The 18,355-nt window shown below is 60.3% G+C and carries 20 protein-coding genes and 1 pseudogene; 4 read left to right on the top strand and 17 right to left on the bottom strand.

Annotated features, from left to right (window positions below):
- Positions 1 to 15 precede the first annotated feature (15 nt).
- A complete protein-coding gene (locus D9M09_RS29790) occupies positions 16 to 627 on the top strand; it encodes an immunity protein Imm33 domain-containing protein (protein WP_121670285.1) in 612 nt (203 codons plus the stop codon).
- Complete coding sequence (locus D9M09_RS20940; RefSeq protein WP_121670286.1) at positions 624 to 977, top strand: MmcQ/YjbR family DNA-binding protein; 354 nt, start codon at positions 624 to 626, stop codon at positions 975 to 977. Before D9M09_RS29790 ends, D9M09_RS20940 begins: the two co-directional genes overlap by 4 nt.
- On the opposite strand, the gene D9M09_RS20945 is transcribed toward D9M09_RS20940, so the two are convergent.
- From D9M09_RS20945 to D9M09_RS20980, 8 genes are all read right to left on the bottom strand, one after another.
- A complete protein-coding gene (locus tag D9M09_RS20945; RefSeq protein WP_070224514.1) occupies positions 974 to 1,906 on the bottom strand; it encodes a CysB family HTH-type transcriptional regulator in 933 nt (310 codons plus the stop codon). The genes D9M09_RS20940 and D9M09_RS20945 overlap by 4 nt on opposite strands.
- Positions 1,907 to 1,919: 13 nt before the next feature.
- On the bottom strand, positions 1,920 to 2,990 hold the full coding sequence (locus D9M09_RS20950; RefSeq protein ID WP_034747519.1) for a sulfate/molybdate ABC transporter ATP-binding protein: 1,071 nt from the start codon (positions 2,988 to 2,990) through the stop codon (positions 1,920 to 1,922).
- A 1-nt stretch (position 2,991) separates the two neighbouring features.
- Positions 2,992 to 3,918 (bottom strand): sulfate ABC transporter permease subunit CysW, encoded by a 927-nt coding sequence (gene cysW / locus D9M09_RS20955; protein WP_070312828.1) that lies wholly within the window; start codon positions 3,916 to 3,918, stop codon positions 2,992 to 2,994.
- A complete protein-coding gene (gene cysT / locus D9M09_RS20960; protein ID WP_070224513.1) occupies positions 3,915 to 4,724 on the bottom strand; it encodes a sulfate ABC transporter permease subunit CysT in 810 nt (269 codons plus the stop codon). Before cysT ends, cysW begins: the two co-directional genes overlap by 4 nt.
- A 324-nt stretch (positions 4,725 to 5,048) precedes the next feature.
- The gene (locus D9M09_RS20965; protein WP_070224512.1) at positions 5,049 to 5,687 is read right to left on the bottom strand and encodes a peroxiredoxin; all 639 of its coding nucleotides are present in this window, start codon (positions 5,685 to 5,687) and stop codon (positions 5,049 to 5,051) included.
- 43 nt (positions 5,688 to 5,730) lie between these two features.
- Positions 5,731 to 6,297 (bottom strand): RBBP9/YdeN family alpha/beta hydrolase, encoded by a 567-nt coding sequence (locus tag D9M09_RS20970; RefSeq protein ID WP_121670287.1) that lies wholly within the window; start codon positions 6,295 to 6,297, stop codon positions 5,731 to 5,733.
- A 44-nt stretch (positions 6,298 to 6,341) separates the two neighbouring features.
- A complete protein-coding gene (locus D9M09_RS20975; RefSeq protein WP_121670288.1) occupies positions 6,342 to 7,346 on the bottom strand; it encodes a sulfate ABC transporter substrate-binding protein in 1,005 nt (334 codons plus the stop codon).
- A gap of 130 nt (positions 7,347 to 7,476) precedes the next feature.
- Positions 7,477 to 7,860, bottom strand: coding sequence for a diacylglycerol kinase (locus tag D9M09_RS20980; protein WP_070224509.1), 384 nt, complete (start codon positions 7,858 to 7,860; stop codon positions 7,477 to 7,479).
- A gap of 153 nt (positions 7,861 to 8,013) precedes the next feature.
- On the opposite strand from D9M09_RS20980, the gene D9M09_RS20985 reads away from it, so the two are divergent.
- Positions 8,014 to 8,793 carry an IclR family transcriptional regulator gene (locus D9M09_RS20985; protein WP_046685991.1) on the top strand — a complete coding sequence of 260 codons (780 nt, stop codon included), beginning with the start codon at positions 8,014 to 8,016 and terminating at the stop codon, positions 8,791 to 8,793.
- Between the two features lie 104 nt (positions 8,794 to 8,897).
- On the opposite strand, the gene pbpG is transcribed toward D9M09_RS20985, so the two are convergent.
- The 3 genes and pseudogenes from pbpG to D9M09_RS21000 all read right to left on the bottom strand — a co-directional run bounded on the left by pbpG (position 8,898) and on the right by D9M09_RS21000 (position 11,808).
- Positions 8,898 to 9,971 carry a D-alanyl-D-alanine endopeptidase gene (gene pbpG, locus D9M09_RS20990; RefSeq protein ID WP_070224508.1) on the bottom strand — a complete coding sequence of 358 codons (1,074 nt, stop codon included), beginning with the start codon at positions 9,969 to 9,971 and terminating at the stop codon, positions 8,898 to 8,900.
- A gap of 177 nt (positions 9,972 to 10,148) precedes the next feature.
- A pseudogene (locus D9M09_RS20995) lies at positions 10,149 to 10,867 on the bottom strand (nitroreductase).
- A 14-nt stretch (positions 10,868 to 10,881) separates the two neighbouring features.
- Complete coding sequence (locus D9M09_RS21000; RefSeq protein WP_121670289.1) at positions 10,882 to 11,808, bottom strand: DMT family transporter; 927 nt, start codon at positions 11,806 to 11,808, stop codon at positions 10,882 to 10,884.
- 351 nt (positions 11,809 to 12,159) lie between these two features.
- Between D9M09_RS21000 and D9M09_RS21005 the strand changes: the two genes are divergently transcribed.
- Positions 12,160 to 12,726 (top strand): phasin family protein, encoded by a 567-nt coding sequence (locus tag D9M09_RS21005; RefSeq protein ID WP_070224506.1) that lies wholly within the window; start codon positions 12,160 to 12,162, stop codon positions 12,724 to 12,726.
- Between the two features lie 152 nt (positions 12,727 to 12,878).
- Here D9M09_RS21005 and D9M09_RS21010 read toward each other — a convergent pair whose 3' ends face one another.
- The 6 genes from D9M09_RS21010 to D9M09_RS21035 form a co-directional block, all read right to left on the bottom strand.
- Positions 12,879 to 13,598, bottom strand: coding sequence for an ABC transporter ATP-binding protein (locus D9M09_RS21010; RefSeq protein WP_121670290.1), 720 nt, complete (start codon positions 13,596 to 13,598; stop codon positions 12,879 to 12,881).
- Entirely contained in the window at positions 13,595 to 14,368 is a 774-nt protein-coding gene (locus D9M09_RS21015; RefSeq protein ID WP_034747484.1) for an ABC transporter ATP-binding protein, read from the bottom strand. The genes D9M09_RS21010 and D9M09_RS21015 overlap by 4 nt, the downstream gene beginning before the upstream one ends.
- A 12-nt stretch (positions 14,369 to 14,380) precedes the next feature.
- Positions 14,381 to 15,598 carry an ABC transporter permease subunit gene (locus D9M09_RS21020; protein WP_121671178.1) on the bottom strand — a complete coding sequence of 406 codons (1,218 nt, stop codon included), beginning with the start codon at positions 15,596 to 15,598 and terminating at the stop codon, positions 14,381 to 14,383.
- A gap of 31 nt (positions 15,599 to 15,629) precedes the next feature.
- Positions 15,630 to 16,559 carry a branched-chain amino acid ABC transporter permease gene (locus D9M09_RS21025; RefSeq protein ID WP_121670291.1) on the bottom strand — a complete coding sequence of 310 codons (930 nt, stop codon included), beginning with the start codon at positions 16,557 to 16,559 and terminating at the stop codon, positions 15,630 to 15,632.
- 294 nt (positions 16,560 to 16,853) lie between these two features.
- Positions 16,854 to 17,801, bottom strand: a complete 948-nt coding sequence (gene ispH / locus D9M09_RS21030) for a 4-hydroxy-3-methylbut-2-enyl diphosphate reductase (protein ID WP_070312810.1) — start codon at positions 17,799 to 17,801, stop codon at positions 16,854 to 16,856.
- Positions 17,802 to 17,810: 9 nt separating this feature from the next.
- The gene (locus tag D9M09_RS21035; RefSeq protein ID WP_070224501.1) at positions 17,811 to 18,266 is read right to left on the bottom strand and encodes an FKBP-type peptidyl-prolyl cis-trans isomerase; all 456 of its coding nucleotides are present in this window, start codon (positions 18,264 to 18,266) and stop codon (positions 17,811 to 17,813) included.
- Between the last annotated feature and the right edge of the window lie 89 nt (positions 18,267 to 18,355).

Consider the following 18,355-nt stretch of genomic DNA (forward strand, 5'->3'; position numbering starts at 1 on the left):
TGATGACGGATAACCATGCCCAGCTGGCACCTGGCCGACGCCGCCGAACTGGCGGCGCGCCATCCCTACACCTTCTATAAATCGCCGCCCGAAGCCATCGCCCAGGTGCGCCCCGGCGAGGTGGTCAAGCTGATCTTCGCCTTCCACAGCGACGATCCGCAGGCGCCGGGCGCCGAGCGCATGTGGGTGCTGGTCGACACGGTCGAGTCGCATGGGCACTTTACGGGCAAGCTCGACAACATGCCCGGCTACATCGCCGATTTGCGCGCCAAAGACCCCATCGCCTTCGCGGCGCGCCATATCATCAATACCCAGCACGACGATGACGATAACCTCGTCAACCGCTACGCGGGCCTGTGCTTCGTCACGAAACGCGTGCTGGAAGACGGCGCGCCCGTCGGCTACCTGTACCGCGAAGCGCCGGACAACGACGACGACAGCGGCTGGCGCTTCACGGCCAACGACGAGAGCGACGACTACATCAACGACAGCGCCAACGTGGCCCTCGTGTCGCTGGGCGCCGTGCTCAGCGTGGACGACCGTTTTATTGCGCTGCTGGACGCCCCTGCCGGCGCGGCCTATGCCTTCGACCGCAACACGCAACAATTCATGGCGGTGGACGAATGACAACAGATGAACTGAAGGAATTTTGCGCGGCCCTGCCCGGCGCGCAAGCCGTGCTGCACGGTGCGCCGTCGAACATCCTCGTGTATGAAGTGAGCGGCAAGAAGTTTGCCTATTTTAAGACCAGTGCACCGGAACAGTGGCGTTTCAGCCTGCGCGCCAGCGCCGGGCGTTTCATTGAACTGACGGACATGCCGGGCGTCAAACCGGCCCGCTACATGGGCCGCTTTCACTGGGTAACCATCGTCGATGTGGCGCGCTTCCCCACCGATTACCTGGCGGAACTGGTGCAGGATAGCTACGCGCGCGCCGTGGCCAGCCTGACGCGCGCGCAAAAGGCGGCCATCGCCTAGAGGGCTTCCTCGCCCGCCATGGCGCGGTCGATGTCTTCGCGCGTCAGGTCCGGCGCCAGCTGCAGGATGAACTCGTAGGCGTAGGCACGCAGGTAGGCGCCTCGGCGCACGGCCAGGCGCGTCGTGTTGGTGGCGAACAGATGCGACGCTTCCACCGCCCGCAACCCTTTGTCGCGGCCATGGTCGAAGGCCATCGAGGCGACGATGCCCACGCCCAGGCCCAGCGCCACGTATTGCTTGATGACATCCGAATCCATGGCCGTCAAAATGATGTCGGTCGTCACGCCCGCCTTGGCGAACGCATCGTCGATATGGCCGCGTCCCGTGAACCCCTTGTCGTAGGTAATCAACGGATATTTCGCCAGGTCTTCCAGGCGGATCGGCGAGTGCTCGAGCAGCGGGTGGCCGTCCGGCACGACGATCAGATGGCTCCAGCGGTAGCACGGGAACGACACGAGGTCGGGGAACTGGCTCAAGCCCTCCGTGGCGATGCCGATATCGGTCTTGCCCGACAGCACCCATTCCGCGATATGCTCGGGCGCGCTTTGCTGCAGCGCGATGCGCACATCGGGGAAGGCGGCGCGAAAGCCCTGCACCACTTTCGGCAACGCATAGCGCGCCTGCGTGTGCGTGGCCGCCACCGATAACGTTCCGCTGGTCTGGCCGCTGTATTCGAGGCTGGCCTGCTGCAGGTTTTCCGCCTCGATCAGGAGGCGGTCGACGATCTTCAAAATGCCCTTGCCCGGCTCCGTCAAGCCCGTCAAGCGCTTGCCGTTGCGCTCGAAAATCACCACGCCCAGCTCATCTTCCAGTTCGCGGATCTGCCGGCTCACGCCCGGCTGCGACGTGAACAGCGCATTCGCCACTTCCGTCAGGTTATAGCCGCGGCGGGCCGCTTCGCGGATCGAACGCAGTTGTTGAAAGTTCATATATTTTCAGCCTTTAGGTTCTTGTTGGTTCAACGAACACGTGGAGGCGTTTCGGGCGGACTACCAAGGTTTCGCCTTCCTTCAGCTGCAAATGAGTAAAACGCTCGTTCGACATCACCGCTTCAATCAGCTCGCTGTTATCGACGCGCTGCAAGTCCAGCTGGGCCAGCGGGCCGATCGCATGGGCGCGGCTCAACTTCACCACGATGCCTTCGGCGCCCTGCGTGTAACGGTCGATTTCCAGGTCGTGCGGACGCACATAGGCCGTGCCCTTGCTGTCACTCACGCCCGCATAATCGGGCACCTCGAAGCTGGCGTCGCCCGTCGCCATCACGCCGTCATGCACGCGGCCGTGGAACAGGTTGACGTTGCCGAGGAAGCCGTAGACAAACGGCGAGGCCGGGTGGTTATAGACTTGCTCTGGGGAACCGAGTTGCTCGACGGTCCCCTTGTTCATCAGCACGACCTGGTCGGCCACTTCCAGCGCCTCTTCCTGGTCATGCGTCACAAAAATGCTGGTCACGTGCAAGTCGTCGTGCAGGCGGCGCAGCCAGCGGCGCAATTCCTTGCGCACCTTGGCGTCGAGCGCGCCGAACGGCTCGTCGAGCAGCAGCACGCGCGGTTCGACAGCGAGGGCGCGCGCCAGGGCAATGCGCTGGCGTTGCCCACCCGACAATTGCGGCGGATAGCGGTCGGCCAGCCAGTCCAGCTGCACCAGCTCCAGCAAATCTTTCACTTTACGGCGGATCTGGTCTTCCGACGGGCGCTCGCTGCGCGATTTCACGCGTAAACCGAACGCCACGTTTTCGAACACCGTCATGTGCTTGAACAGCGCGTAATGCTGGAACACGAAGCCGACCTGCCGCTCGCGCACGTGGCGGTTCGACGCGTCTTCCGCATCGAGCAGCACCTGGCCGCTATCCGGATGTTCCAGGCCGGCAATGATGCGCAGCAAGGTGGTCTTGCCGCAACCCGACGGGCCCAGCAGGGCCGTCAATTCGCCGGCGGGAAAGTCCAGCGAGATATTGTCGAGGGCGACGAAATCGCCGAAGCGCTTGTGGATGTTTTTAACTGCGATGGTCATATCAGTGCTCCGTAGAACGTAAGGCGGAATCGTCGGCGTCGCTCTCGTTCAAACGCCACTCAATAAAGGCTTTCAGGGCCAGGGTCACCAGGGCCAGCAGGGCCAGCAGCGAGGCGACGGCAAACGCGGCGGCGAAGTTGTACTCGTTGTACAGAATCTCCACCTGCAGCGGCATGGTGTTCGTTTCGCCGCGGATATGGCCGGAGACCACGGACACGGCGCCGAACTCGCCCATGGCGCGGGCGTTACACAGGATCACGCCATACAGCAGGCCCCACTTGATATTCGGCAAGGTGACTCTGCGGAAAGTGTTCCAGCCCGAGGCGCCCAGCACGATGGCGGCCTCTTCCTCTTCGCTGCCCTGCGACTGCATCAGCGGGATCAGTTCGCGCGCCACGAACGGGAAGGTGATGAAGATGGTGGCCAGCACGATGCCGGGCACGGCAAACAAAATCTTGATGTCGTGCGCCTGCAGCCACGGGCCGAACCAGCCCTGGGCGCCGAACATCAGCACATAGATCAGGCCGGAAATCACGGGCGAGACGGAAAACGGCAAGTCGATCAGGGTCAGCAAAATGCTCTTGCCGCGGAAGTCGAACTTGGCGATGCACCAGGAAGCGGCCACGCCGAATACCAGGTTCAGCGGCACGGCGATGGCGGCCGTGATCAGGGTCAACTTGATGGCGGAAATGGCGTCCGGATCGATGATGGCGGCGATATACGCTTCCCAGCCCTTCTTGAACGCTTCCGCAAACACGGCCACCAGGGGCACGATCAGGAAAGCCGTCAGGAACAGCAAGGCGATGCTGATCAATACCGTGCGCACCCACAAGGGTTCCAGCACGACGGGACCGACATTCGGTTCGAAGCGGCGCGCTGTCGGCCGCGCAGTGTCCACGCCAGCGGCGGCAGTCGTATTCGTACTCATGATTTCTTCGCCTTTCCGCGCGTCCATGCTTGCAGCAGGTTAATCGTCAACAACAGCAGGAAAGACACCACCAGCATCACCACGGCGATGGCCGTGGCGCCTGCGTAATCGTATTGCTCCAGCTTGGTAATAATGAACAGCGGCGTGATTTCCGACACCATCGGCATGTTGCCGGCGATAAAGATCACGGAACCGTACTCGCCCGTGGCTCGGGCAAAGGCCAAGGCAAAGCCCGTCAGCAACGATGGCAGAATCGTGGGGAAGATAACGCGGATGAATGTTTGCAGGGAATTGGCGCCCAGGCTGGCGGCCGCTTCTTCGAGTTCCTTTTCCGCGTCTTCCAGCACCGGTTGCACGGTACGCACGACGAAGGGCAAGCCGATGAAGGTCAGCGCCACCACCACGCCCAGCGGCGTGAACGCCACCTTGATGCCCAGCACGCCTTCGATGAACTGGCCGAACCAGCCGTTCGACGAATACAGGGCCGTCAGGGTGATGCCGGCCACGGCCGTCGGCAAGGCGAAGGGCAAGTCGACCAGGGCGTCGATGATGCGCTTGCCGGGGAATTTATAGCGCACCAGCACCCAGGCCAGGATGCCGCCAAACACCACGTTCAGCAGGGCGGCGATCAGCGAGGCGCCAAACGTCAAGCGGTACGACGCCATCACGCGCTCGGACGTGACGGCGCTGAAGAAGGCGTCCCATGTCATGGTGAAGGTTTTCAGGAACACCGAGGACAAGGGAATGAGGACGATCAAGGCCAGGTAAAAGAGCGTGAAGCCCAGTGACAGCTTAAACCCCGGCATGACCCGAAACGGCGCTCCGCGCGCCTTGGGCGGCGCTAGTGTTGCTTCAGACATGGAAACCCCTTCTTATTACATTTTTGAGTTATAGGGCGCAATAATCACATGCAATCGTTATAAAAAGAACTAACCATTTCTCATTTGCTTAGATGGATTTTGCATACTTGCCGGCAGAATCCATAGGCGAAAAAAAACGCACCGGACAGGTGCGTTTTTTGTGGAAACAAGAGTGCCGAATAAAACGTTCAGGGCTAGGCGCGTTGCCGAAGACAGTACGAATGTACGGCGAGGCAATGCAACAACGCCATGGACGTTTTTTCGGTGCTCTTACTTGTTGGGCTGCGGCGTGAGGCGCAGATATGGCTTGGCGGCCGTAAAGCCCTTCGGATATTTCTGCTTGATCACGTCCGGGTCTTGCACGGTCAGTGGAATGATGACGTCGTCGCCATCGTTCCAGTTGCCGGGCGTGGCTACCGTGTAGCCGTCCGTCAATTGCAGGGCATCGATGACGCGCAGGATTTCATTGAAGTTGCGGCCCGTGCTGAGCGGATACGTGAGGATCAGCCGTACTTTCTTGTTCGGGTCGATGATGAAGACGGAGCGCACGGTGGCCGTGACGGACTGTTCCGGGTGAATCATGTCGTACAGCACCGACACTTTCTTGTCGACGTCGGCGATGATGGGGAAGCCCACCACCGTGTTTTGCGTCTCTTCGATATCCTTGATCCAGCTCTTGTGCGACTCGGCCGCGTCCACGGACAGGGCGATGGCTTTCACGTTGCGCTTGTCGAATTCCGGCTTGAGCTTGGCCGTCAGGCCCAGTTCCGTCGTGCACACGGGGGTAAAGTCGGCCGGGTGGGAAAACAGCACCACCCAGGAATTGCCCGCCCACTCGTGGAATTTGAGCGGACCGATCGAGCTGTCTTGTTCAAAATCAGGGGCGACATCGCCCAGGCGTAAAGTCATCGTGATCTCCTTCAGAAGTTGTGTGGCGAAGATGTTCGTCGTATCAGGCTGCCTGACGGTGGCGCTTGTCGCTTTGTGCCAGATCAAACAGTGTTTGCAGCTGCGCTTGGCCGTAGACCCAGTCGCCAAGGCGCGATTCGGCGTTGATATGGCCCAACGCACCGCCATCAATATACTTGCAATTCCAGCGCCGCGCCCACTGCGCCGCGTGTTCGGCCGTCATCCACGGGTCCGTCTGGCTGGCGATCAGGATGCCGGGGCAAGGCAGCCGCTTTTGCGGCAATGCCTTCGCCACGCCAAACTTGTCGGGGTCGGCCGGCCCCACCAGCAGCACGCCGGCCACGCCCTGCGGGTCGCGCGCCAGGCTGTGCGCCGTCGTCAGGCAGCCGAAGCTGTGGGCGACGATCAGGGTGGGGCGCGCATCCTGCCACCGCACCTGGTCCAGGCGCGCAGACCAGGTCGCCAGGTCGGGTTCATTCCAGTCGTCCTGCTCGACCCGCTCGAATTGCGGATACAGGCGCTGCCAGCGGCTCTGCCAGTGCTCAGGACCGCTGTTATGCAATCCCGGCACGATCAGTACCCGGTAATCGGAAAAGCTGCGCAGCGCCATGATGGATCCTTTTAGTAACGGTCTGGCAATCGTGCCATCCGGTATTACTTAGGCTGGTAGATCTGGTCGAAGATGCCGCCGTCGGCAAAGTGCGCCTTCTGTGCCGCCGTCCAGCCGCCGGCCACCTGCTCGATAGTGAACAGGTTGACCTTGGCGAACTGCGACGCGTATTTCTTTGCCGCCTTGTCCGTTGCCGGACGGTAGTAATTCTTGGCGATGATGTCTTGCGCCTCGTCCGTGTACAGGTAGTTCAGGTAAGCCTCGGCCACTTTGCGCGTGCCATGCTTGTCGGCAAACTTGTCGACGACGGCCACGGGCGGCTCGGCCAGGATGCTGACGGACGGCGTGATAATGTCGAACTTGGTCGGGCCCAGTTCCTTGACGGCGAGATACGCCTCGTTTTCCCAGGCGATCAGCACGTCGCCGATACCGCGTTCGACGAAGGTGGTGGTGGCGCCGCGCGCGCCGGAATCGAGCACGGGCACGTTTTTATACAGTTTGCCGAGGAAATCCTTGGCCTTCGCTTCGCTGCCGCCCGGCTGGCGCGAGGCATAGCCCCAGGCTGCCAAGTGGTTCCAGCGAGCGCCGCCCGAGGTTTTCGGATTCGGCGTGATGACGGACACGCCCGGCTTGATCAGGTCGTTCCAATCCTTGATGCCTTTCGGGTTGCCCTTGCGCACCAGGAAGACGATGGTCGAGGTGTAAGGCGAGCTGTTGTGCGCCAGGCGCTTTTGCCAGTCGGCGGCCAGCAGCTTGTGCTCGGCCAGCGCGTCGATGTCATAGGCCAGGGCCAACGTCACCACGTCCGCTTCCAGGCCGTCGATGACGGCGCGCGCCTGCTTGCCGGAGCCGCCGTGCGATTGCTTGATCTTGACGTTGTCGCCCGTCTTGCCTTTCCACTCCTTGGCAAATGCCGTATTCACATCCTGGTACAGCTCGCGCGTCGGGTCGTACGACACGTTGAGCAGGGTGATATCGGCAGCCTGCGCCGTTTGCAGAATGGCAAACGCGCTGATGGCGGCGGCAATGATGATTTTTTTCGACAGCATCTAAGATCCCCGTATGGTTGAACTTTCAGAGCCACCAGATTACGGCGCCGCAGCCGCAAAGAGAACGAAGCGTTTCGCCGTTTGATATGCGATTTTCGCATATGGACGGCGCGCAACGGGGATTTAGTGCTTAATAGAAGCGGTTGAACAGCACCACGGACCATGTGGCAAAGGCCAGGATGCAAGTCAGCAGCACGGCGGCGCTGCCGAAGTCCTTGGCGTTTTTCGACAGCGGATGGCGCTCGAGCGAAATGCGGTCGACCACGGCTTCGATTGCCGAATTGATCAGTTCGACGATCAGCACCAGCAGCAGCACGCCGATCAGCACCAGCTTTTCAAAGGCGGAGATGCGCAGCAGCAAGGCGATCACGGTGCCGACGACGAACAGGCCCAGCTCCTGGCGGAACGCGTGTTCATGGCGCCAGGCCGCCTTCAAGCCGTCGAGCGAGTAGAAAAAGGCGGAAAAAATCCGTTTCAAGCCGCTTTTGCTCTTGAATTCATTTACAGGTTGCATAGTTTTCCATGGTTCAAAGTCCATCCAGCCGCCAATTATGACGGCCAACATGAGAATTGTGACAATTTATTCGCTGAATATCTCGGAACATTTCACTATTTTTTCACATCATGGTATAAAGATGCATGAATACTGCATTGCACCAAATCCATCATGAAAATTGAACCGGTCGCAGCCCCAAAGACGACGATCCAGGTGATCGAACGCATGGTCGCGCTGCTTGATGCCTTGGCCAAATATTCGGACCCGGTCAGCCTGAAGGAATTGTCGAAAGTGTCCGGCCTGCACCCCTCGACGGCGCACCGCATCCTCAACGACATGGTACTGACGCGCTTTGTCGACCGCATCGAACCGGGCACCTACCGCCTGGGCATGCGCCTGCTGGAACTGGGCAATGTGGTGAAAAGCCGCCTCAGCGTGCGCGAAGCGGCGCTGGACTTCATGCGCCAGCTGCACAAGAAAACCCAGCAAACCATCAACCTGTCCGTGCGCCAGGGCGACGAGATCGTCTACATCGACCGCGCCTTTTCCGAACGCTCGGGCATGCAGGTGGTGCGCGCCATCGGCGGCCGCGGTCCGCTGCACCTGACGTCGACGGGCAAGCTGTTCCTGTCCGTCGATGAACCGAAAGCCATCCGCGCGTATGCCACGCGCACGGGGCTGGCCGGGCACAACAAGAATTCCATCACGGATCTGCAAAAGCTCGAGCGTGAGCTGAGCCTGGTGCGTGAACGCGGCTATGCGCGCGACAATGAAGAGCTGGAACTGGGCGTGCGCTGCATGGCCGCCGGCATCCGCGACGATTCGGGCAAGCTGATCGCCGGCCTGTCGATCTCCGCCCCCGCCGACCGCCTGCAGGATGAGTGGCTGGTGGACCTGGTGGAAACGGCGAATCAGATTTCCGTCACACTGGGTTTTATTCCACAGGACTAAAGCTGGGGTCAGTCTTACAAGATCGGAATTTCCTCCGTTGAGGAAATTCCCCCGGCGGGTCTGACCCCAGTCGACGCCGCCATGGACATTCGCATTAAACTTAATTAACCGCCGGGCAGACTCATGTTGGCGGGTTTGAGTGCCTCCAGCCACTTGCGCATGCGTCCCGCATCGGCCGTACGCGACTGTTTCCCCTTGGAATCGAGGAAGACCATGATCACGGCCCGTCCTTCGATGACGGCCTGCATCATCAGACAACGTCCCGCCTCATTGATGAAGCCCGTCTTTTGCAAGCCGATTTCCCAGCCCGGGTTGGCCACCAGATGATTCGTATTGCCAAACTGCATAGGCTGGCCGCTGGCTTCGACGATGGCTTTCGGGTCCGTCGAGTACTCGCGCAGCAGCGGATGGCGGAAGGCGGCCATGGCCAGCTTGCCCAGGTCGCGCGCGCTGGCCACGTTCATTTTCGACAAGCCGCTGGAATCGACGTAATGCGTATCCATCATGCCCAGCTGGCGCGCCTTGCTGTTCATGGCGTCGACAAAGGCCGGCAAGCCGCCCGGATAATTGCGTCCCAGGGCCGAGGCGGCACGGTTTTCCGAGCTCATCAGGGCGATGTGCAGCATATTCGCGCGCGTCAATTGCGAACCCACTTTCAGGCGCGAGCTGCTGAACTTGGCACGGTCGACGTCCTCGTCCGTAATCGTCAGCACTTCATCCATGTCCTGGTGCGCTTCGACCACCACCAGGCCCGTCATCATCTTGGTGATGGAGGCGATGGGCAGGGCGACATTCGAATTCTTTTCAAACAGCACTTCCGAATTGTTCTGGTCCAGCACCAGCGCCACGCTCGACTTGAGATCGAGCGGATCGCGCGTGAGGTTCAGGCCCGCCAGGTCGCCCATGGTCGGCATCGGGGCGGCCATGGGCACGGCCACGCTGCTGACTTTTTGATAGATGACCTTGCGTTTGCCGCGCACCATGACGACCCGGCGCACGCTCTTTTCGCGTGGCGCGGCCGTCGCGCCCTTGCGCAGCACGATCTTGATTTTCTTGGTGTTGTGTTTCTTGGAGGCTGAGGATTTGCCGTTCGCTTCCCTGGCGTGCACGGCCGCAGCCGGCGCCAATGCAAACAGCAGGGAAGCCAGGATACCCAGCGCAAGTTTAAACTTAGCCATTCGATAATTCCCCGTGAAGCTGTTGCCTTATTGCAGTGTAGCGAAATGCAGAGTATTCGCAAGCCTATTTAACAGTTAGGACAGTATTTATTGCAGCACTGAAATACAAATCGTTGGCGATCAGCAAACAAGCTCATCTTTGAGCGGCTGTTTGCCGGCGTCCATCGCCAGCAATGTCTATTTGTCCATGAATTTAACAAAACCGGCCAGCGGCTCGCGTTCCGTGCTCAGGCGGTTCTCGATCTTGTCCGGGTCGGCATGGCCGAGGGCCATGCCGCATACCACCATTTCGCTGGCCGGTATGCCCAGCTCGTCGCGGATGATGTCATGGTAATGGATGAAGGCCGCTTGCGGGCACGTGTCGAGTCCCCGCGCACGTGCCGCCAGCATGATATTTTGCAAGAACATGCCGTAATCGAGCCAGGAACCCTGTTCCAGCACCCGCTCGATGGTAAAGATCAGGCCCACGGGCGCATCGAAAAACTGGAAATTGCGTCCATGCTGGGCCGCCATGCCGGCCGTGTCGCCCCGCTCCAGCCCCAGCAGCTGATACAGGTCCAGGCCGATCTTGCGGCGGCGCTCGATGAACGGCGCCGTCCACTGGCGCGGGTAATAGGTATACGACGCCGTGCGCGCGGGCGCATCGGGTGCCTTGGGCTCGGCATACGCGGCCAGGATGCGGCGCGACAGGCGCAGGCGCGCCTCGCCCGACAGCACGTAGACTTTCCACGGCTGCATATTGGCCCCGAGGGCGCGCGCGCCGCCACTTCCAGGATGCGCGCGATATCGTCCTGCGCCACCGGCGTGGGTAAGAAGGCGCGGATCGAACGGCGCGACAGGATGACGCTATCGACGGCTTGCTGCGCCGCCTGTGTTTCAGATACTGGCTTGCTCACTGCGCTGCTCCCTGCTATTTCTTGACTACAAACACCACACCGAGCACGGCCACCAGCATGCCGGCGATGCCCAGCATATTAAAGGCTTCGCCAAACATCAGCCAGGCCATCACGGCGGTCGTGGGCGGCGTCAGGTACAGCAAACCCGTCACTTTCGTCGCGTCGCTGCGGCGGATCAGGGCGAACAGCAGGAAGATGGCGCCGATCGACAGCACGAGTACCGACCACAGCAAGGCGCCAATAAAATTCGCCGTCCATTGGACGTTGCTGAAATGCAAGTCCAAGCCTTCGTAATACAAGGCGAATGGCAAGACCACGACGATGGAAGCGGCAAACTGCACCACCGTGCCGGTGCGCAAGTCGAACTGCGGACAGTGGCGTTTTTGATACATGGTGCCGGCCGTCATCGACAGCAGGGCGAACACGCACAGCAGCACGCTTTCCACCGTCAGGCCCACGAGGTTGATCTTCGCGTAGACGACCAGGGCCACGCCCAGCAAGCCAAAGAACAGGCCCAGCCACTGACGCGGGCGCACGGATTCGCCGATCAGCGGCGCGGCGCAGGCCGTCAGCACAGGCTGCATGCCCACGATCAGTGCGGACAGGCCGGCCGGCATGCCCAGCTTGATGGCGCACCAGACGCCAGCCAGGTAGCCGGCCTGCATCAGGATGCCGGCCACGGCGATCTGGCGGAACTGCCCCACGGGCCACGGCGCGCGCAACAGCAGCACCAGCGGCAACAGGATCACCAGCACGCCCAGGAAGCGCAGCAGCAAAAAGGTCAGCGGCGGTGCGTACGGCAAGCCGAACTTGGCCACGATAAAACCTGTGCTCCATAACAACACGAAGAAACCAGGCAAGGCCATCGGTGCCAGGGTCGTCAGGAAAGGGGTTTTGGAGGCTTTGCCGCTGGCGCCAGCCGCGGCGGGAAGATTGGACATGGTATCAACTCGGGAAACAGGATCGGCACCGGAGAGCTGCGCCAGTGCGGGAGGCAAAGTCTAGCATGCTGCGCCGCGATCGTCCCCGCAGCCACTGGAAATGATAGTTTAGACATAAACCATTGACACGTAGAAATCAAATATTTCTCTTTAGAAACAATGACTTTTGATGCAAATCTATTCAATTGTTGCATCGCACAAGAAACGCTTGACTTCGTTTTTTTTCGCCGTAGAATAGGGTTTGTTGCGTTGCACAATTCTTGTTCAGCTTGAAAAATTTAGATTCACCTGCTTTCCCAAACGGTACACGCAGCATCAAATTAACCAGATTTCGATTTTTTGGAGATTTATATGTTTTCAATTCCTGAGCAATTTTCGTCCGCTACCAAAGCCAACCTGGAAGCCCAATTCGCCCTGTTCTCGTCGCTGACGGGCAAAGCCTTCGAAGGCATCGAAAAGATCGTCGAACTGAACCTGACCGCTGCCAAAGCGACTCTGGAAGAATCGACCGCCGCCGCCAAGCAATTGCTGTCGGCAAAAGATCCACAAGAATTCTTCTCGCTGAGCGCTGCTCAAGCCCAGCCTAGCGCCGAAAAAGCCATCGCTTACGGCCGTCACCTGGCTGCCATCACGTCGGGCACGCAAGCCGAGTTCAGCAAAGCTGCTGAAACGCAAATCGCTGAAACCAACCGTAAAGTCCTGTCCCTGGTGGAAGAAGTCACCAAGAACGCGCCAGCCGGTTCGGAAAACGCCGTTGCCATCCTGAAAAGCGCCATCGGCAACGCCAATGCAGGCTACGAGCAGTTCTCGAAAACCAGCAAGCAAGCCGTCGAAGCCATCGAAGCGAACCTGACCTCGGCCGTGAACCAGTTCACGCAAGCGGCTGAAAAAGTCGTTCCGCGCGCTGCCGCCAAGTAATTCCTGCGCGACCGCCACGGCGGTCCGCTAAGTAATCCTCGGGGTTACTTTAGTACCAGCTCCTCCAGGCATCCATCCCGCACTTCCCTGACGGATGCCATTATGCCCCAGCCCTGCTGGGGCATTTTTTATGCGCTTTTACTTTCCCGCCCTTACTCCCCCAGATACGCCGCCTTCACGCGCGGATCGTCGAGCATGGCCGCCGCGTTGCCGCCCATGGTGACCAGGCCGGAATCCATCACATAGCCGCGGTGCGCCGCCTGCAGGGCCAAACGGGCATTCTGTTCGACCAGCAAGATCGTGATGCCTTCGGACGACACCTTGCGGATCACCTCGAAGATTTTCTCGACCATGATGGGCGACAAGCCCATCGATGGCTCGTCGAGCAGCAGCAGCTTCGGATGGCTCATCAGGGCGCGCGCCATGGCCAGCATCTGCTGCTCGCCGCCCGACAGGGTGCCCGCCATCTGCGCCGCCCGCTCCTTGAGGCGTGGAAACACGTCGAACCACTTGGCAATGTCATCTTCGACACCAACCTTGTCCGTGCGCGTGTAGGCGCCCATCATGAGGTTTTCGCGGATCGACATGCGCGTAAACACGCCCCGCCCTTCCGGCACCATGGCCAGCTTCCGCTCCACCAGGTGAAACGATTTCGTGCCCTTGAGCGATTCGCCCAGGTAACTGATCGTGCCTTCGACTTTGCATGCAGGCAAGGTGCCCGTGATGGCTTTCAAGGTCGTCGTCTTGCCGGCGCCGTTCGCGCCGATCAAGGCGATCAGCTCGCCCTGGTTGACTTCCAGGTCGATGCCTTTCACGGCCTTTATGCCGCCGTAAGCCACGTGCAGGCCCGCCACCTTCAATATATTGCTCATGCGTGCGATCCCCCCAGATAAGCCTCGATGACGGCCGGGTTTTGTTGTATTTCGGCCGGCAAGCCTTCCGCGATGCGCTTGCCATACTCGAGCACCGTGATGCGGTCGCACAGTCCCATCATCAGTTTCACGTCGTGCTCGATCAACAGCACGGTCTTTCCTTCAGCCTTGATTTTCACCAGCAACTCGCGCAGGGCCAGCTTTTCCGTGGCATTCATGCCGGCCGCCGGCTCGTCGAGTGCCAGCAGTTGCGGGTCGGTGGCCAGCGCGCGGGCGATTTCCAGGCGCCGTTGGTCGCCGTACGACAAGAAGCGCGCCGTGCGGCTGGCGAACTGGGCGATGCCGACGAAATCGAGCAGCTCCATCGCCCGCTTGCGGATCGATGCTTCTTCCTCGCGCGCCGCCTTGTGGCGGAAGATGGCGCCGAACACGCCCTGGTGCGAGCGCACGTGGCGCCCCACCATGACGTTTTCCAGCGCCGTCATGTCGCCAAACAGGCGGATGTTCTGAAACGTGCGCGCGATGCCCGCCTTGGCCACCTTGTGCGGCGCGGACGGCGAATACGGCTTGCCGGCCAGCTCGAAAGTGCCCGTGTCGGGCTGGTACAGGCCCGTGATCACGTTGAAGAAGGTCGTCTTGCCGGCACCGTTCGGGCCGATCAAGCCATAGATCTGCCCTTGTCGGATGGTAATGCCCACATCGGTGAGCGCCTGCAAGCCGCCGAAACGTTTATTTACGCCAGCGATATTGAGAATGATCTGTTCGCTCATGCTATCCCTCCCTTACGCGGACACGACGCCGGTGGATTTGTTGGGCTGGTCGACATCGTGGTCGGGCCGGTCTTCGTGCTTCGGCGATGGCCACAAGCCGGCGGGACGTATAAGCATAATAAGTACCATGGCCAGACCGTACAGCAACTGGCGCAAGACTTCAGCGTCGATGATGATCTCGCCAAACAGCGCCTTCTGCGCCGGCTCGACGACATGGCGCAACACTTCGGGTATCGAAGCAAGGATCACGCCGCCGAGGATCACGCCAGGGATATGGCCGATGCCGCCCAGCACGACCATGGCCAGCACGGCGATCGATTCCGTCAAGGAGAACGATTCCGGCGCGACAAAGCCCTGGAACGAGGCGAACATGGCGCCCGCCACGCCGCCGAACGAGGCGCCCATGGAAAAGGCCAGCAATTTGACGTTGCGCGTATTGATGCCCATGGCCTTGGCGGCGATCTCGTCTTCGCGGATGGCCACCCAGGCGCGGCCCAGGCGCGAATGCTGGAGGCGCTTGGTGACGAACACGACAGCGATGCACAGGAAGAGAAACAAAAAGTAATAGGCGTTCACGGACGGCATGGAAAAACCGGCCACCGTCACGGTGCTGTTGCTGCCCGCCTCGCCCGCCAGGTTGACGCCGAAGATGCGGATGGGGTCAACCATGTTGATGCCTTGCACGCCATTCGTGAAATTGATGGGCTCATTCAAGTTGCCCATGAAAATACGGATGATCTCGCCAAAGCCCAGGGTCACGATAGCCAGATAGTCGCCGCGCAACTTGAGCGTTGGCGCGCCCAGCAGGGCGCCGAACAGACCGGCCACGGCAGCGGCCAGGGGCACGATGATCCAGATCGACAGGTGGACGCCGTTTTCGCGGATTTCCGGCCCCATCAGTTGCACCAGGGTTTCACCCAGCACGGGATACTGATTTACCACCGATTCGAGCAGGATGGCGAACTGGGGCGACGCCAGCAAGGCCGTCAGGTAGGCGCCCACGGCGTAGAAGGCGATGTAGCCGAGGTCGAGCAGGCCGGCAAAGCCGACGACGATGTTCAAGCCCAGGGCCAGCATGATGTACAGCAAGGCCATGTCGACGATGCGCACCCACGAATTGCCGAACTGGGCGGCAAAAAACGGGAACACCATCAGCAGCGCGGCCAGGCCCAGCATGCCGGCGTAGGCTTTGGTCGGATTTTTCTTAGCGTCAAAATCGAGTAGTGCCATGATGGTCAACTCCTTGTTTTTATGGATGACGTCAGGCGCGGTCGGCCACGCGTTCGCCCATGATGCCGGACGGGCGCAGGGTCAGCACGATGATCAGCACGATGAAGGCAAAGATATCCTGGTAATTGCTACCGAGGAAACCAGCGGTGAGATAGGCGATATACCCGGCACCAAGGCTCTCGATGAGGCCCAGCAGGATGCCGCCCAGCATGGCGCCATAGATATTGCCGATGCCGCCCAGCACGGCCGCGCAAAATGCCTTCAGCCCGGGAAGCGCTCCCATCGAAAACTTTACCGAGGCATAGTTGGCGCCCCACATCACGCCCGCCACGGCGGCCAGCGCGGCGCCAATGGCGAACGTGGCGACGATGACCTTGTCGGAATCGACACCCATGAGGCCCGCCACGCGAGGATTCTCCGCCGTGGCCCGCATGGCGCGGCCCATCTTGGTTTTCTCAATAAGTAAGACCAGGGATCCCATGGAAATGGCGGCCAGGGCCAGCAGCAATACTTGCGTTTGGGAAATAACAGCGCCACCGATGTGCAGCGGGTCGGTCGACAGCAACTGGGGAAATGGCAGCGGATTGCGCGTCCAGATCATCATGGCGAAGGTTTGCAGCAGGATGGAGACGCCGATGGCGGTAATCAGGGGAGCGAGGCGGGGGGCGTTGCGCAGGCGGCGGTAGGCGACCCGCTCGATGAAGATGTTGACCAGAATACAAATGGGGATGGCGCCGAGGATGGCGGTGGCCAGTTTCAAATAGCCGGGCCAGTCCGGCACATAAATGCCCAGCAGCTTGAGAATGGTCAAGCCCACCATGGCGCCGATCATGAGCACGTCGCCGTGGGCGAAGTTGATCAGGTTCAACACGCCATACACCATGGTGTAACCGAGGGCGACTAAGGCATACATGCTGCCCAACACCAAGCCGTTGATGATCTGCTGGATGAATGTATCCATGATTGCCCTATCAAATATGCATTTTTCGGGAACAACTTCCACCAGAACATGTCGCTGATACAAAAACGGCACCGGAGGAAGAAATCCTGCAGTGCCATCCCTGGACCGTTCTCACCAGCATGGTGCACGCACTCAAAACGCGCGTGACCTTGCTTAGTCATAACGACAACATATTCAAGCTTGAGGCAATCATAACGATCTTTTGCAAAAACTAAACTTGGAATAAATCGAGCATTTCCGAATTAAATTCGGTTTTGAGGTGCATCCTCATCGATACTCAATCGTCCCGCAGGCTCAGGCGACGTCGCGCTTGATGCCATCGAGGCCTTTCGGCATCGGGAACGTGACGGCTTCCTGCACGCCATCGAGGGGGCGCACGCTCTTCACGCCGCACTCCTTCAAGCGGTCGATGACGGCTTGCACCAGCACCTCGGGCGCCGAGGCGCCAGCCGTCACACCCACGCGCAGCTTGCCTTCCAGCCAGGCGGGGTCGATCTGCGAGGCATTGTCGACCATGTAGGCAGGCGTGCCCATCTTCTCGGCCACTTCGCGCAAGCGGTTCGAATTCGAGCTGTTCGGGCTGCCCACAACGATCACCACTTCCACTTGCGGCGCCATGAATTTCACGGCTTCCTGGCGGTTCGTGGTGGCGTAGCAAATGTCGCCTTTTTTCGGCTCGGCGATATTCGGATATTTCGCTTTCAAAGCCGCAATAATGTCGCTGGTGTCGTCAACTGACAACGTTGTTTGCGAAACATAGGCCAGGCTCTCCGGATTGGCGACCTGCAATTTCGCCACATCTTCGAGCGTTTCCACCAGATGCATGCCCATATCGGCCTGGCCCATCGTGCCTTCCACCTCGGGATGGCCGTCGTGGCCGATCATGATGATCTCGCGGCCTTCGCGGCGCATCTTGCCCACTTCCATGTGCACCTTGGTGACGAGCGGGCAAGTGGCATCAAAAATGCTCAGGCCGCGCGCTTCCGCCTCGGCGCGTACGGCTTTCGACACGCCATGCGCGGAAAACACGAGCGTATTGCCAGCAGGCACGTCGTCGAGGTCATCGATGAAGATGGCGCCCTTGTTGCGCAAGTCGGCCACCACATAGGCGTTGTGGACGATTTCATGGCGCACGTAGATCGGTGCGCCAAATTGCTGCAAGGCGCGCTCGACGATTTCGATCGCCCGGTCGACGCCAGCGCAGAAACCGCGCGGCTGGGCCAGTAACAGTTCTTTATCCATCGCTATTCCTTACAGGACCGAAATGAGCTTGACTTCAAAACGCAACGGCTGGCCGGCCAGCGGATGGTTGAAATCGAACAGGGCGGAGTCCTCACGCATTTCGCGCAGCACGCCGGCAAAGCGGCCGCCGCCCGGCGCGGCGAAGTCGACCAGGTCGCCGATCTTGTAGTCGGCGCCCGGCACGGAGTTTTCGTCCAGGGTCGCGCGCGAAACGGACTGCACCAGCTCGGGATTGCGCTCGCCAAAGCCTTCGCCGGCCGCCAGCTCGAACGTCTGGTGCGTGCCTTCAGGCAAGCCCAGCAGACGCTGCTCGAGGAATGGCGCCAGCTGGCCCTGTCCCAGCATCAAGGTAGCAGGATTTCCGCTGAAGGTAGTGACAATATCAGTACCGTCAACAGTAGCAAGACGATAATGCAGGGTGAGGTAAGCCGCTTCGGTGACGACTGCTGGTTGCTCGTTGGACATAGTAGTTTTCAGGTAACTGGTGCAAAACGATATTGTAAGCCACACTGGCCGCGCCTGCCCCATGGCTTCGTCAAAGAAGGCCACACTGG

This window comes from Janthinobacterium agaricidamnosum (assembly GCF_003667705.1).
Lineage (GTDB): Bacteria > Pseudomonadota > Gammaproteobacteria > Burkholderiales > Burkholderiaceae_D > Janthinobacterium.

Coding starts and splice junctions, on each gene's coding strand:
- cysW (WP_070312828.1), bottom strand. CDS start 3,918: ATGAGTACGAATACGACTGCCGCCGCTGGCGTGGACACTGCGCGGCCG.
- D9M09_RS20980 (WP_070224509.1), bottom strand. CDS start 7,860: ATGCAACCTGTAAATGAATTCAAGAGCAAAAGCGGCTTGAAACGGATT.
- D9M09_RS20970 (WP_121670287.1), bottom strand. CDS start 6,297: ATGGCGCTGCGCAGCTTTTCCGATTACCGGGTACTGATCGTGCCGGGA.
- D9M09_RS20940 (WP_121670286.1), top strand. CDS start 624: ATGACAACAGATGAACTGAAGGAATTTTGCGCGGCCCTGCCCGGCGCG.
- ispH (WP_070312810.1), bottom strand. CDS start 17,801: ATGGATAAAGAACTGTTACTGGCCCAGCCGCGCGGTTTCTGCGCTGGC.
- D9M09_RS21000 (WP_121670289.1), bottom strand. CDS start 11,808: ATGTCCAATCTTCCCGCCGCGGCTGGCGCCAGCGGCAAAGCCTCCAAA.
- D9M09_RS21025 (WP_121670291.1), bottom strand. CDS start 16,559: ATGGATACATTCATCCAGCAGATCATCAACGGCTTGGTGTTGGGCAGC.
- D9M09_RS21005 (WP_070224506.1), top strand. CDS start 12,160: ATGTTTTCAATTCCTGAGCAATTTTCGTCCGCTACCAAAGCCAACCTG.
- pbpG (WP_070224508.1), bottom strand. CDS start 9,971: ATGGCTAAGTTTAAACTTGCGCTGGGTATCCTGGCTTCCCTGCTGTTT.
- D9M09_RS21010 (WP_121670290.1), bottom strand. CDS start 13,598: ATGAGCAATATATTGAAGGTGGCGGGCCTGCACGTGGCTTACGGCGGC.
- D9M09_RS20950 (WP_034747519.1), bottom strand. CDS start 2,990: ATGACCATCGCAGTTAAAAACATCCACAAGCGCTTCGGCGATTTCGTC.
- D9M09_RS21020 (WP_121671178.1), bottom strand. CDS start 15,598: ATGGCACTACTCGATTTTGACGCTAAGAAAAATCCGACCAAAGCCTAC.
- D9M09_RS29790 (WP_121670285.1), top strand. CDS start 16: ATGCCCAGCTGGCACCTGGCCGACGCCGCCGAACTGGCGGCGCGCCAT.
- D9M09_RS20975 (WP_121670288.1), bottom strand. CDS start 7,346: ATGCTGTCGAAAAAAATCATCATTGCCGCCGCCATCAGCGCGTTTGCC.
- D9M09_RS20945 (WP_070224514.1), bottom strand. CDS start 1,906: ATGAACTTTCAACAACTGCGTTCGATCCGCGAAGCGGCCCGCCGCGGC.
- cysT (WP_070224513.1), bottom strand. CDS start 4,724: ATGCCGGGGTTTAAGCTGTCACTGGGCTTCACGCTCTTTTACCTGGCC.
- D9M09_RS21015 (WP_034747484.1), bottom strand. CDS start 14,368: ATGAGCGAACAGATCATTCTCAATATCGCTGGCGTAAATAAACGTTTC.
- D9M09_RS20985 (WP_046685991.1), top strand. CDS start 8,014: ATGAAAATTGAACCGGTCGCAGCCCCAAAGACGACGATCCAGGTGATC.
- D9M09_RS20965 (WP_070224512.1), bottom strand. CDS start 5,687: ATGACTTTACGCCTGGGCGATGTCGCCCCTGATTTTGAACAAGACAGC.
- D9M09_RS21035 (WP_070224501.1), bottom strand. CDS start 18,266: ATGTCCAACGAGCAACCAGCAGTCGTCACCGAAGCGGCTTACCTCACC.